The sequence below is a fragment of the Crenobacter cavernae genome (genome assembly GCF_003355495.1).
In the GTDB taxonomy this organism is placed as follows: Bacteria; Pseudomonadota; Gammaproteobacteria; order Burkholderiales; family Chromobacteriaceae; genus Crenobacter; species Crenobacter cavernae.
The window spans coordinates 2,119,370-2,132,431 of sequence record NZ_CP031337.1; the positions used below are offsets into that span (position 1 = coordinate 2,119,370).

The 13,062-nt window shown below is 63.4% G+C and carries 11 protein-coding genes and 1 tRNA gene; 6 read left to right on the top strand and 6 right to left on the bottom strand.

Translation table 11 applies throughout. The features are described 5' to 3' along the window. Positions 1 to 51 precede the first annotated feature (51 nt). Complete coding sequence (locus tag DWG20_RS10315; RefSeq protein WP_115433731.1) at positions 52 to 915, bottom strand: DMT family transporter; 864 nt, start codon at positions 913 to 915, stop codon at positions 52 to 54. A gap of 566 nt (positions 916 to 1,481) precedes the next feature. After that, a tRNA-Asn gene (locus DWG20_RS10320) sits at positions 1,482 to 1,557 on the bottom strand. Positions 1,558 to 1,755: 198 nt separating this feature from the next. Here DWG20_RS10320 and ygfZ point away from each other — a divergent pair. From ygfZ to DWG20_RS10335, 3 genes are all read left to right on the top strand, one after another. Continuing rightward, the gene (gene ygfZ / locus DWG20_RS10325) at positions 1,756 to 2,790 is read left to right on the top strand and encodes a CAF17-like 4Fe-4S cluster assembly/insertion protein YgfZ (protein ID WP_115433732.1); all 1,035 of its coding nucleotides are present in this window, start codon (positions 1,756 to 1,758) and stop codon (positions 2,788 to 2,790) included. A gap of 94 nt (positions 2,791 to 2,884) precedes the next feature. Then, positions 2,885 to 3,211: an H-NS histone family protein gene (locus tag DWG20_RS10330; RefSeq protein WP_115433733.1), complete on the top strand. Its 327-nt coding sequence runs from the start codon at positions 2,885 to 2,887 to the stop codon at positions 3,209 to 3,211. 228 nt (positions 3,212 to 3,439) lie between these two features. Then, positions 3,440 to 5,149, top strand: a complete 1,710-nt coding sequence (locus DWG20_RS10335) for a hypothetical protein (protein ID WP_115433734.1) — start codon at positions 3,440 to 3,442, stop codon at positions 5,147 to 5,149. A gap of 71 nt (positions 5,150 to 5,220) precedes the next feature. On the opposite strand, the gene DWG20_RS10340 is transcribed toward DWG20_RS10335, so the two are convergent. Both DWG20_RS10340 and DWG20_RS10345 read right to left on the bottom strand, forming a co-directional pair. Further along, positions 5,221 to 6,348 (bottom strand): M14 family metallopeptidase, encoded by a 1,128-nt coding sequence (locus tag DWG20_RS10340; protein WP_115433735.1) that lies wholly within the window; start codon positions 6,346 to 6,348, stop codon positions 5,221 to 5,223. A gap of 104 nt (positions 6,349 to 6,452) precedes the next feature. Further along, on the bottom strand, positions 6,453 to 7,001 hold the full coding sequence (locus DWG20_RS10345; protein ID WP_115433736.1) for a phasin family protein: 549 nt from the start codon (positions 6,999 to 7,001) through the stop codon (positions 6,453 to 6,455). A 193-nt stretch (positions 7,002 to 7,194) separates the two neighbouring features. Here DWG20_RS10345 and phaR point away from each other — a divergent pair, with 193 nt between their 5' ends. From phaR to DWG20_RS10360, 3 genes are all read left to right on the top strand, one after another. Continuing rightward, positions 7,195 to 7,764 (top strand): polyhydroxyalkanoate synthesis repressor PhaR, encoded by a 570-nt coding sequence (gene phaR / locus DWG20_RS10350; protein WP_115433737.1) that lies wholly within the window; start codon positions 7,195 to 7,197, stop codon positions 7,762 to 7,764. A gap of 137 nt (positions 7,765 to 7,901) precedes the next feature. Next, complete coding sequence (gene rimO / locus DWG20_RS10355; RefSeq protein ID WP_115433738.1) at positions 7,902 to 9,218, top strand: 30S ribosomal protein S12 methylthiotransferase RimO; 1,317 nt, start codon at positions 7,902 to 7,904, stop codon at positions 9,216 to 9,218. 193 nt (positions 9,219 to 9,411) lie between these two features. Beyond that, positions 9,412 to 11,202 carry a putative bifunctional diguanylate cyclase/phosphodiesterase gene (locus tag DWG20_RS10360; RefSeq protein WP_115433739.1) on the top strand — a complete coding sequence of 597 codons (1,791 nt, stop codon included), beginning with the start codon at positions 9,412 to 9,414 and terminating at the stop codon, positions 11,200 to 11,202. A 32-nt stretch (positions 11,203 to 11,234) separates the two neighbouring features. On the opposite strand, the gene DWG20_RS10365 is transcribed toward DWG20_RS10360, so the two are convergent. Together DWG20_RS10365 and serS are read right to left on the bottom strand one after the other, a co-directional pair. Continuing rightward, entirely contained in the window at positions 11,235 to 11,552 is a 318-nt protein-coding gene (locus DWG20_RS10365; protein ID WP_245944703.1) for a hypothetical protein, read from the bottom strand. 219 nt (positions 11,553 to 11,771) lie between these two features. Beyond that, the gene (gene serS / locus DWG20_RS10370; protein WP_115433740.1) at positions 11,772 to 13,058 is read right to left on the bottom strand and encodes a serine--tRNA ligase; all 1,287 of its coding nucleotides are present in this window, start codon (positions 13,056 to 13,058) and stop codon (positions 11,772 to 11,774) included. Positions 13,059 to 13,062 lie beyond the last annotated feature (4 nt).

Below are 13,062 nucleotides of genomic sequence, written 5' to 3' on the forward strand. Positions count from 1 at the left end.
GCAGCGTCCAGCGCACGGGGCGGTGGTCTATTTGGAGTGGAATTCCCGCCGTTATACGGTGCGGCGGCTCAGCGACTTGAGCAGCCTGCGATCCACGGTGCCGAGCAACGCGCCGCCGAGGATCAGGCCGATCGCGACGCCGGTCAGCGGCGTGAGCTGCCCTTGGCCGCTGGCGACGAGAAGCAGCGTCGATAGCATCGGCGTGGTGTACGACAACGCGCCGATCTGGCGCGGGTCGCCGCCCTTCATCGCGCGGTCCCACAGGAAGAACGCGCCGCCCATCGGTCCGACGCCGAGGCCGATCAGGCTCAGCCACTGGCCGGTGGTGGGCTGCGTCGCCGGCTCGAAGAGTGCGTGGCAGGCGAGCGCCAGCAGGCCCGACAACAGGCAGAATCCGCCGACCGCGCCGGTCGGGAACGGCGGCAGCCGTTTGGTGAGAAGGCTGTAGGTCGACCAGACGATGGCCGCGGCGACCGCGAGCCCGTAGCCGAAGCCCGACGTCGCGTCGAAGGCGAGCCTGCCGCCGCTGACGATCAGCCCCGCACCGACGAAGCCCAACAGTCCGCCGATGATATGGCGGCGCATTAACTGCGTGCCGGGCACGATCAGCGGCGCGAGCAGCACGATCAACAGCGGCCACAGATAATTGATCAGGTTGGCTTCCATCGCTGGCGCGTGGCGGAAGGCGAAGAACAGCAGGAAGTGATAGCCGAACAGGCCGTAAAGCCCGACCGCAAGCGTCTTGACGGGGACTTTCCATTCCCGGACGCGCGGTAGTGCGAGCAGGCTGCCTATGCACAGGCTGACGCCGACGACGAAGAAGGGCGGCAGGTTTTTGGTGAGGGCACCTAGGGTGGCGAGTGAGGCCCACAGGAGGATCGCTCCTGCGGCCGCGTAAAGCGGATTGCGCAGCATGGGTAAGTCCAACGCAAAAGCGCATTCTAATCGCAATCACCAAGATGGAAAAAGCCGCAGGGTTTTTCATCGGGGGTGTTAACCCTTCGAACCTGCCCGGAGGAGAAATAACGGGCCGGTATGATGTTATCGAGCTTAAGGGGGAGGAGGGGCTGCGCTCGATATTGAGCCTCGGCCAACGTTTAGGTAGCGTCTGCCGGACGGGGCAGGGCCTTATCAATAGTGGAGTCACTCGGGTTTGCCGGGCGAGAAGGTGGGTAGCCCAGGCGAGCGTAGAGAGCATGCCCGGCCTTTGGAGGAAGGTAGGCGGCGATGAGCGGGCAATGACGACGGGTACCGGGCGGCGAATGAAGCCGGGATCCGGGTCGCCCAGGCGGGAGTGTATCGACGGGGCGGGTTGCTGAAACTCGGGAAGAGAAAGCGGGGGGATTGCCGGTGCGGATATTTTCGCCGGTTACGATCGGCGTCGATGAAGCGGAATTTGTGCGCTGCGGGAAATAACGGGTTTGCAAATAGACCATGAAAACGAAAAAGGCCTCAGCGTAAGCTGAGGCCTTTCGTATCTTTGGCTCCCCGAGCAGGGCTCGAACCTGCGACCTGCGGATTAACAGTCCGTCGCTCTACCAACTGAGCTATCAGGGAATCGATGGAGGCGAACTATACCGGCGCCGATTTAGGTCGTCAACACCTTTTGCGAAAAAAATGAGACGATCCGGCGTGTGAAAACGCTAAGCTCATGAATCGATTGCTGAAAGCGATTGCACTTGATTCGGTGCGTTCCGCCCCGATGTACATAGACTGTTTTCGATAGACGTTTGGGCGCCCTCGCGGAGGAAAAGCATGATGGAAGAATGGCAACAGTGGGTGACGCAAAATGACGGTCATCAGGACGAAGGCGGTCGACTGGTTTTCGCCGGCCATCAAGAGGAATTGAAGGCGGTGCAGGGCGGGCGTCCGGTGTTCTCGCCGCTGACGCAGTTCGCCTTGCTGCGTGCGCGCGGCGAAGACACGTTGAGCTTCCTGCAGGGCCAGCTCTCGAGCGACTTGCGCGAGCTGGACGGTAGCAGAAGCCAGTACAGCAGCTATTCGAACGCGAAGGGCCGTATGCAGGCGAACTTCCTCGCGTGGAAAGACGGCGACGATTATTTCCTGATGCTGTCGGCCGACATCGCCGACGCCATTCTCAAGCGGCTGTCCCTGTTCGTGATGCGCGCCAAGGTCAAAATCGAGCGCGTCGACGGTCAATATCTGCTGGCCGGTTTTGCCGGCGCTGGGGCGGCGGGGCGTCTGGCCGAACTGGGTTACGCGGTGCCGCAATCCGTTCATGCGGTTGCCGGTAATGAACAGGGCCTGGTGATCGCCTTGCCAGCCGGTACCTATTTGCTGGTATTGCCGGCCGAGTCGGCGGCCGCGGCGGCGACAAGCTTGGCCGAGGGGGCGACGCGGGTCGGCGTAGAGGCCTGGGGCGCTTTCGATATCGCCGCTGGCATTGCGTGGATCACGCTGCCGACGCAGGAGCAATTCGTCGCGCAAATGGCGAATATGGAATTGATCGGCGCGGTGAGTTTCAAAAAGGGCTGCTTCCCCGGCCAGGAAATCGTCGCGCGTACGCAATATCTCGGAAAATTGAAGCGCCGATTGTTCCGTGCGTCGATTTCTGCGGCCGCATCGCCTGGTGACGTGCTTTATTCGCCGTCGGTTCCCGATCAGACCATTGGCATGGTGGTGAATGTGGTTTCGGTCGCTGCCGGGCAAATGGAACTTTTGGTCGTCGTGCAAGTGGCGGCGTGGGAGGCCGGGGTCTACCTTAAGTCGCTCGACGGTCCGCAATTGTCGCCATTGTCCCTGCCGTATCCGCTGCCGGACCGTATTTAATATTTGGTAACGTATTCTTCTTGACGAATCATTTTGCAGGTCGTTAAATTGAATCTATTCGATAAAGTCTGAACAAACTCTAAGGATGCCAAAGATGGAGCTCGCCAAACAACTGCCGGGTCTGGAATACGCCGAACTGCTCTCGCTGCGTAATGAAATCGACGGCGAAATCAAGCGCCGCGAATCGGAAGAGAAGGCCAAGGCTCGCAAACAAATCCAGGAAATCGCCAAGACCTACGGCCTGAACCTGGAAGAAGTGCTGAGCAAAGTCGGCGGCGCCGTGCGCAAACCGGTGGAAGCCAAATACGCCCACCCGCAAGACGTGTCGCTGACCTGGACCGGCCGCGGTCGCAAGCCGTCCTGGGTGCTGGGACAGCTCGATCAGGGGCGCACACTGGAAGACCTGCTGATCCGCCACTGAGGCGGATGGGTGCAGCCCGCATGCGATACGGTTGCATGCGGTACAATCGGAAGGGCGGCGTGTAGCTGCCCTTTTTTGTTTGGTTTTCGGCGATTCGAAAGCGCCGGAATGCTGCAGTTTCATGCCGATGACACATTGCGCCGACGGCGGTAGCGGCCATAATCCAGTCAGGCACAACCTGACGGTTCATGTTGTTCGTTTATCCCTCTGACAAAAAGACCGAACGCCATGCTGGATTTCTTCTCGCGTCATCCCAGGAAAAAAAACGATCCGCTGGAGAGCGTCGACAGCGCCAAACGCTGGGTCGACGCGCAGAAGGAGGAGTTCGGTGCGGCGGCCCACGACCGGGTGGCGGCGATGGTGGCCGAATTCAACGACACGTCGGAAGAAGGGCTCGACTCGGGCACGCTCGAAGCACTGCTGACGCTGAATCTGGAAACCCAGGGGCTGCACGAGCAACTGTGCGAGCAATACCTGATGAACAGCCGCATGCCCAGGGCGCTCGAAGGGCAGTTGCGCGGCCAGATTCTACAGTACGGCAAGCAGTTCCTTGCAGCCTACCAGCGTTTTCTATCGCTCGACTTCCAGACCGAAGACGGCCTCAGGGTGTACTCGTTAATGCCGCTGGTGTTGTCGAGGATGATGCATTACTTCGGCGAGTTCGCGCGTTGGCAGTTCTACCGTCACTTTTCCCCCGACGATGTGTTCTGGCTGAACGTGAACCAGTTGTTTCGTTTCGGCGAGAGCCACGGCATCGATACCATACCCGTTTACCTGTTCGGCACCGGCGACGGTCAGCCGGGCACCACCGCGCAAGACCAGTTCCTGATCGTTCACATGCTGTCATTGTTGACGGCCGGCAACCTGAGCGCACGCCAGATACACTTCACCTACGAAGTGCTGCGCCTGTTGTCGAACCGCCTGGCGATCCGCCGCGACTTCAGCGAAGACGCAAGCTTCATGATCGCGCTCGATGCCGGCCGGCCGGCGGCGCGCTGCACCTCGGCGATCGGTAGCGCCCACGGCCGCTACTGGAACACCGGCGAACTGCTGGACACGCTGCACGCCTGGCTGGCGAGGTTCGAAGCGGGCAAGGTGCCGGCGGAGATCAAGCCGCTGCACGAACCCGGTATCGACGCGGCGCTGCTGCGCATGCTCTGTCGCGAATGGGCGGTCAAGCCGGTGCGCTTCGAGCGCGCCGAGCGGATCGCGGTGTCCGACCGTCACATCGAGGTCGCATACCGCATGCCACTGTTGCACCGCTTGATCCGCCAGCCCGACGAGCAGGTGCAGATGCAGGGCGTGCAGAACAATCCGAACCACTACAACGACATGACCGATATCCGCATCTACGGTTTTGTCACCAGCCGCCGCAAGGATAGGCTGAGCCTCGCGGCCGCGGGTGCGGCGGTCGAGGAGGTCGCGATGCCGCATCACGACCTGTCGCAATGGAGCGTCGAGAACGTCAGCAAGTCCGGGCTCGGCGTCTCGCTCGACGCGCTCGGTAACGAATGGGTGAGCCTCGGCGCGCTGGTCGGTTACCGCGAGACGGAAACGTCGGAATGGGCGCTCGGCATCATCCGGCGCATCCGTCGCCTCGCGCGCGAGCGCATCTTTCTCGGCATCGAAACGTTGACCGAGCGTCCGGTCGCGGCGTCGCTCAGGCCGCTCGACGGCCGGACCGACATGAGCCTGCCTACCGACCAGCTCTGGCACGGTGGTCAGATCGGCCTGTTCGCACCACTCAAGCGCGGCGGGCGTACCGTCAATACGCTGATCCTGCCGATCGCCGCATACACGCTGGGCAAGCAGCTGGTGATGAGCGCGCGCGGCAAGCACTTCCAGATCGCGCTGGCCAAGGTGCAGGAGAAGGGCAGCGACTGGTGTCTGTCCGAGGTCGAACTGATACGGCCGCTCGACCATGCGCCCAAGCCGTGAAGCTTGGACTCGCCCCCTCGGCATGAAAAAACCCCGCTCAGGCGGGGTTTTTTGTTTCTTGCAGAGCGAGGTCAGCGCAGGTTGCTGAGTACGCCGTAGATCGGCGTCAGCATCGCTTCGCCGAGGCGCAGGCTGCGCTGGCCGTTCCAGCCGTAGTCGTCGTCGGGCAGGTTCGCGTTGTCCTTGAACGGCATCTCGAGCGTGAACGCGAGGCAGCCGAAGGTTTCGCCGACCCAAGAGGTCGCCAGCGTCATGTTGGCGTCGCCGAACTGGTCGATCTCGTAGCCATGCTCGGTCTGGTAGTCGGGGCTCGCCAGCAGGAAATGCTGGCGGAAGCGCTGCTGCAGCTCGGCCAACCTGGCGTCGAACGACGGGATGCCCTCGTTGCCGGCGAGGAACACATAGGGGAGGGTCTCGTCGCCGTGGATGTCGAGGAACAGGTCGACGCCAGTTTCGCGCATCTTCTGCTCGACGTGATAGACCTCAGGACTCTTCTCGAGCGACGGCGTCTGCCATTCGCGGTTGAGGTTGGTGCCCGCCGCGTTGGTGCGCAGGTGACCACGCACCGAACCGTCCGGGTTCATGTTCGGCACGACGTAGAAGGTGGCGCGGTCGAGCAGCGCGCGCGCGGTGGCGTCCTGTGGGTCGAGGAGACGCGACAGGAAGCCTTCGATGAACCATTCGGCCATCGTCTCGCCCGGGTGCTGGCGCGCGATCACCCAGATCTTGAGGTCGGACTCGACCTCGTGGCCGATCGTCAGCAGCTCGAGGTCGCGCCCGTCGAGTGTGTTGCCCAGATCGCTGACCTGGCACAGGCCCGAGCCCTGCGCCTGGCCTACCAGGTTCAGATGCTGCTCATACGAATAGGGCTCGAAGTAGGCGTAGTAGACGCTGCCGGCGAGCGGCGTGTGGTCGATGACGAGAGCATCGTCCTCATAGCGGGTCTGCACGCGGAACCAGCTGACGCGGTCGTACGAGGCGACCGCCTGGTAGTCGTGCCAGCCTTCCGGGTAGGCACACTCGTGCGCGTTCAGGATTTTGAGCGTGCAGGGTTGGTAGGCGGCGCCCTGCAGGCGGAAGTAGAACCATTGCGCGAAATCCGAACCGTTGTCCTTGCGGATCTTGAGCTGGATATCGTCGTAACGGTCGAGCGAGACGACTTCGATATTGCCGGCGTCAAACAGGCTGCTGATCTTCATGCGCTTGGGGAGTTTCCGTTCGGGGTCGATGCTCGGATTGTACTCCGGGCGAAAAAAAAACCACACCCCGCGCGGGGTGTGGTTTCCAGGGATGAAGGTGTCGCTCAGCCGCGTTTGGCCGTGGCCTTCACCGCTTCGCTGGTGGCCTGACCGGCCGCCTTGAAGCTCGCGTCGGCGAACTGGCCGGCCTGCTGGGCGGCCTTGGCGAAGGTGTTCACCGCGGCGCTGGCGGCGGCGAGGGTATTCTTCAGGCCGGCGACGGCGACGTCGGCGCCCGGGGTCTGTTGGGTCTTGGCGAAGGTCTCGACCGACGAGATCAGTGCCTTGTTGAAGGCGTCGACGTTTTGTTCGACCACCTGGGCCAGTTCGCTCTGCGTCTGCGAAACGATTTCGTAAGCGCTGCGCGAGCCGGAAACGGCCTGCTCGACCGACTGGCTGGCGATCTGGTTCACGCGCGAGAACACTTCTTGCGGGTCCGACACGCCGGCCAGATCGCGGGCGGCTTTCACATTGCCTTCGAGCGACTGCTTGGACAGCTCGAGATTGAGCTTCACGAGACGCTCGGCGCTGTCCAGGGAGATCTGGGCAAAACGCAGCGCGGACTCGAAGCCGCTCAAGGACAGCTTGCTCAATTGCTCATTCGTAGCGAACATATGCATACCCTCATTCCGGTGATGACTGGCGGATCGTCGTTATAGTCGATGCGGTTTTTGCCGCATTGCACAATGCGGCATGAATGTAGCACGTCTCCTGCGGTCTACCTAGAGGCATTGCTCTAAGATGTTGCATTTATGGTAAATTCGCTGGGCGCGCCACACGCCGAAGACAATAAAACGGGAGTGTTACATGGGTGTTGAGAAACGGGTCATCAAGAAGTATCCGAACCGGCGGCTGTACGACACGGCTACCAGTTCCTACATCACTTTAGGCGATGTAAAGCAGCTGGTGCTGGACAATGTCGACCTGCAAGTGGTCGACGCCAAGACCCAGGACGACATCTCGCGCAGCGTGCTCTTGCAGATCATCCTGGAGGAAGAAAACGGCGGCATGCCGATGTTCAGCTATGAGGTGCTGACCCAGTTCATCCGCTTCTACGGCCAGGCGATGCAGGGCATGATGGGGCCCTTCCTCGAGAAGAACCTGCAGCTTTTCTCGCAGTTGCAGCAAAAGTTGCAGGAGCAGACGCAGACGCTGTACGGCGACCAGGGCGTGTTCAACAACTCGCTGTGGGGCGAGTACCTGAAGTTCCAGGCGCCGGCGATGCAGAACGTGATGGCCAACTATATGGAGCAGAGCACCAGCCTCTTTCTCGAGATGCAGACGCGCATGCAGGAGCAGACCAAGTCGCTGTTCACCGGCTTTCCCTTTCCCGGCTACGGCGAGAAGGACGACGAAGACGGCGGCGCGAAGCCCTGATCGCATAAAGCGCCACGCGACTGACACGCGCGGCGCTTTTCTCTTATAATTTCAGGCATTTGACAGCCGGGGGTCCGGATCGCGACCGCCGGCTGTCTTCGTTTTTTCCGGATAACGTTTCAAGGTTCGATACACGCATGTCCCACCCCGCACCGAAAGTCGGATTTGTCAGTCTTGGCTGTCCGAAGGCTTTGGTAGACTCCGAGCAAATCCTCACCCGATTGCGCGCCGAAGGCTACGACATCGCGCCGAGCTACGACGGCGCCGACCTCGTGGTGGTCAACACCTGTGGTTTCATCGACTCGGCGGTCGCCGAGTCGCTCGACGCGATCGGCGAGGCGCTGAACGAGAACGGCAAGGTGATCGTCACCGGCTGTCTGGGCGCCAAGGGCGATATCGTCCAGGAAACCCACCCGTCGGTCTTGGCCATTACCGGTCCGCACGCGGCCGAAGAGGTGATGGGCCATATCCACACCCACCTGCCCAAGCCGCACGATCCCTTTGTCGACCTGGTGCCGGCCGCCGGCATCAAGCTGACGCCCAAGCACTACGCCTACCTGAAGATTTCCGAGGGCTGCAACCACCGCTGCACCTTCTGCATCATCCCGTCGATGCGTGGCGACCTGGTCAGCCGCCCGGTGCACGACGTGCTGCGCGAGGCCGAGAACCTGGCCAAGTCGGGCGTCAAGGAAGTGCTGGTGATCTCGCAGGACACCAGCGCCTACGGCGTCGACGTCAAGTACAAGACCGGCTTTCACAACGGCCGCCCGGTGAAGACCCGCATGACCGAGCTGTGCGAAGAGCTCGGCAAACTCGGCATCTGGGTGCGGCTGCACTACGTCTACCCGTACCCGCACGTCGACGAGGTGATCCCGCTGATGGCCGAGGGCAAGATCCTGCCGTATCTGGACATCCCGTTCCAGCACGCCAGCAAGAAGGTATTGAAGGCGATGAAGCGCCCGGCCAACGCCGACAACGTGCTGGAGCGGCTGAAGAAATGGCGCGCGATCTGCCCGGACTTGGTGATCCGTTCGACCTTCATCGTCGGCTTCCCGGGCGAAACCGAGGAAGATTTCCAGGAGCTGCTGGACTTCCTCAAGGAAGCACAGCTCGACCGCGTCGGCTGTTTCACCTATTCGCCGGTCGAGGGCGCGACCGCCAACGATCTGCCGGACCCGGTGCCGGACGAAGTCAAGGAAGAGCGCAAGGCGCGCTTCATGGAGCTGCAGGCCGAGATCAGCGCGGCCAAGCTGGCCGCCAAGGTCGGCCGAACGCTGACCGTGCTGGTCGACGAGATCGACGACAAGGGCGCGGTGTGCCGCAGCTACGCCGACGCGCCCGAGATCGACGGCCTGGTCTACCTCGGCGACGACGCCGGGCTGAAGGTCGGCGACTTCGTCGACGTGAGGATCACCGATTCGGATGAATACGACCTGTGGGCCGAGCGCGTGTAAGCTCGGCCAACGTCGCGAAAGGGAGCCTAGCTAGGGCTCCCTTTTTTTATCGTTATCAGGGAAGTCCCCTGGTCGCCGGCCGACGAAAGTTTGTGTTAGATCAAGGCGCGCGGCAAAAGGCGGGAGGCGATGCCGGCGTCGCGCGCTTCCTCCTTATACTGTCGGCCTTTCCAGCCTTGCCGAAGCACCCGCCATGTCCTCCCTGTTGCAGCCCATCGAACAGATCGCCAGCGCCGACATCCTCGCCGGCATCGAGCAGGAATTCCTGCTCGAACTGCAAAGCGCGCTGAAAGAGCGCGACGAAGCACTGCGGCGCTCGCGCCAGAGCCTGCGGCTGGCCGACAAGGTGTTCGAATCGACGCTCGAAGGCATCCTGATCACCGACGGCGACGGCACGATCCTGTCGGTCAACCCGGCGTTCTCGCGCATCACCGGCTACGCGTCGGACGAGGCGGTCGGCCAGACGCCGGCGCTCCTGAAGTCGGGCAAGCAGGGGCCGGACTTCTACCGGCGGCTGTGGGATGGGCTGAAGACCTGCGGCCAGTGGCAGGGCGAGGTCGTCAACCGGAGGAAGAACGGGCTCTTCTATACCGAGTACCTGAGCATCACCGCGATCCGCGACGAGGACGGCGCGCTCGGCCATTACGTCGCGGTGTTCTCCGACATCACGCAGCGCAAGCAGGCCGAGGAGAGGCTGCACTTTCTCGCCAACCACGACGCGCTGACCGGCCTGCCGAACCGTACACTGTTCCTCGAAAGCTTGGCCGAGGCCATCGCCTCGGCCGAACGGCTGGCGCTGTGCTTCATCGACCTCGACCGCTTCAAGCTGGTCAACGACACGCTCGGCCACGCCACCGGGGACGAGTTGCTGACGCGCATCGCCGAGACCCTGAGGGGGACGGTGCCGGAAGGCGCGACCGTGGCGCGGCTGTCCGGCGACGAATTCACCGTCCTGCTCGATCCGGTCGCGGGCGTCGACGACGCCGCGCACCATGCGCAGCGCATGCTCGACGCGATCGCCTGCGAGACCGAGCTGGCCGGCGAGGAGGTGTTCGTCACCGCCAGCATCGGCATCAGCCTCTACCCGGACGACGGCGCGACGCCCGAGGCGCTCTTGGCGCACGCCGACACCGCGATGTACCGCGCCAAGGAGCGCGGCAAGAACACCTTCCAGTTCTATACGGCCGAGCTGAACGCGCGCGCGATCGAGCGGCTCAAGCTCGAATACGCCTTGCGCCGCGCGCTGGCGCAGGGCGAATTCGAGCTGTGGTACCAGCCCAAGGTGTCGCTCGAAACCGGAGCGCCGATCGGCGCCGAAGCGCTGTTGCGCTGGCGTCACCCGGCTCTGGGGCTGGTGTCGCCGGCCGACTTCATCCCGATCGCCGAAGAGAGCGCGCTGATCGGCGCGATCGGCGAATGGGTGCTCGCCACCGCCTGCCGCGATACGCGCCGCTGGGTCGACGCCGGCCTGTTCGCCGGGCGGATGGCGGTGAACCTGTCGGGGCGGCAGCTGAAGCTCGGCGGCCTGGTCGACACCGTGCGCGTGAGCCTGGCCGAGGCGGGCTTGGCGAGTGCCTATCTGGAGCTGGAGGTCACCGAGAGCATCGCGATGGACGACGCCGACGGCGGCCAGGTCGGCATGCTCTGCGAGCTGCGGGCGCTCGGCGTGCAGCTGGCGATCGACGACTTCGGCACCGGCTACTCGAGTCTCGCCTATCTGAAGCGTCTGCCGGTGCAGGTGCTGAAGATCGACCGCTCGTTCATCGCCGACCTGTCGCACGACAAGGACGACGCGGCGATTACCACCGCCATCGTGTCGATCGCCAAGAGCCTCGGTCTCGCGGTGGTCGCCGAGGGCGTGGAAGAGCCGACGCAACGGGATTTTCTTGCCGGGCTCGGCTGCGACGCGGCGCAGGGTTATCTGTTTGGCCGTCCGGTGCCGGCGGCCGAGTTCGAGGCCTACCTGGCTGCTCACGCCGGCTGAACGTTGGCCGAGCCTGGGGGCAGAGGCGAGACTCAGTCCCCGGGCCGCGGCCGCTGCCCTTCCATCGGCTCGGCGCTCTGCGCCGCGTCATCTTCCTTGCTGGCGGCGACCGCGCGCTCGATCAGCAACTGCTCCAGCAATTTGCTGCGCGACGCGATGTGGTGGTCGAAGCGCCAGTCGCGCAACATCTCGAGGGCGAGGTCGAAGTAGCGCATGTCGATCTCGTACAGCGCCTTCAGGTCGAAGGTGCGGCCGAGTTCGAGCGAACCGGCGAGTTCCTTGAGTACCTCGACCTGCTCCGGATTTTCGCCCGACTCGATGAGTTTGCGGATCTGCTTGGCGGCGTTCATTGCATGGTTCTCCTGCGTTGCGACTAGGCCGGCCGGGCTGATGCGCCGGCGATAAGATCAGAATAGAGCCCGACGCGCCGCGCGCTGTCATTGATCTTCCTCAAGGAAAGATGGGGTGCGTCCGCTTTGCAGCGGGGAGACAAAAAGCTTGGCCGAGCCCGGTGGCAAGGCGCAAAAAAACCGGGCGTGCGCCCGGTTTTTTTAGTGCGAAAGGGTGCCTCAGGCGCTCAACACCTCGAGGCCGCCGAGGTAGGGGCGCAGCACGGTCGGCACGGTCACCGAGCCGTCGGCGTTCTGGTAGTTCTCCAGCACGGCGACCAGCGTGCGGCCGACCGCGAGGCCGGAGCCGTTCAGCGTGTGCACGTAGCGGTTTTTGCCGTCCTCGTCCTTGAAGCGCGCCATCATGCGGCGCGCCTGGAAGTCGCCCATGTTCGAACAGCTCGAGATCTCGCGGTAGGTGTTCTGCGCCGGCAGCCATACCTCGAGGTCGTAGGTCTTGGTCGAGCCGAAGCCCATGTCGCCGGTGCACAGCGTGACGACGCGGTACGGCAGTTCGAGCGCCTTCAGGATGGCCTCGGCGTGGCCGACCATTTCCTCGAGCGCGGCGAACGACTTGTCCGGATGCGCGACCTGCACCATCTCGACCTTGTCGAACTGGTGCTGGCGGATCAGGCCGCGCGTATCGCGGCCGTGGGAGCCGGCTTCGGAACGGAAACACGGCGAGTGCGCGGTCAGCTTCACCGGCAGCTCGGCGGCCTTGAGCACCGATTCGCGCACGGTGTTGGTCAGCGTGATTTCCGACGTCGAGATCAGGTACTGGTCGACCGTGCCTTCTTCGCCGCCGCGCGTGACCTTGAACATGTCCTCGGCGAACTTCGGCAGTTGGCCGGTGCCCAACAGCGCGCTGTCGTTGACGATGTACGGCGTGTACATCTCCGTATAGCCGTGATCGACGGTGTGGGTGTTGAGCATGAACTGCGCGAGCGCGCGGTGCAGCTGGGCGATGCGGCCGCGCAGCACGGTGAAGCGCGCGCCCGACAGCTTGGCGCCGGTCTCGAAGTCGAGGCCGAGCGGCGCGCCGACGTCGACGTGGTCTTTCACCTCGAAGTCGTAGCTACGCGGCACGCCGACGCGGCGCACTTCGACGTTGCCGCTCTCGTCGTCGCCGGCGGGCACCGATTCGTGCGGCAGGTTCGGGATGGTCAACAGCCACGCGTCCAGCCTGGCCTGCACCGTTTCGAACGCGATCTCGGCGGCCTTCAGTTCGTCGCCGAGGCTGGCGACCTCGGCCATGATCGCCGACACGTCTTCGCCACGGCGCTTGGCTTCGCCGATCTGCTTGGAGCTGGCGTTGCGACGCGCCTGCAGTTCCTGCATGCGCGTCTGCAGCGCCTTGCGTTCGCCTTCTAGGGCGGCGAAGGCGTCGGTGTCGAGGGGGTAGCCGCGGCTGGCGAGGCGTTCGGCCACGGCGGCGAGGTCGGAGCGGAGCAGTTGGATGTCGAGCATGGTG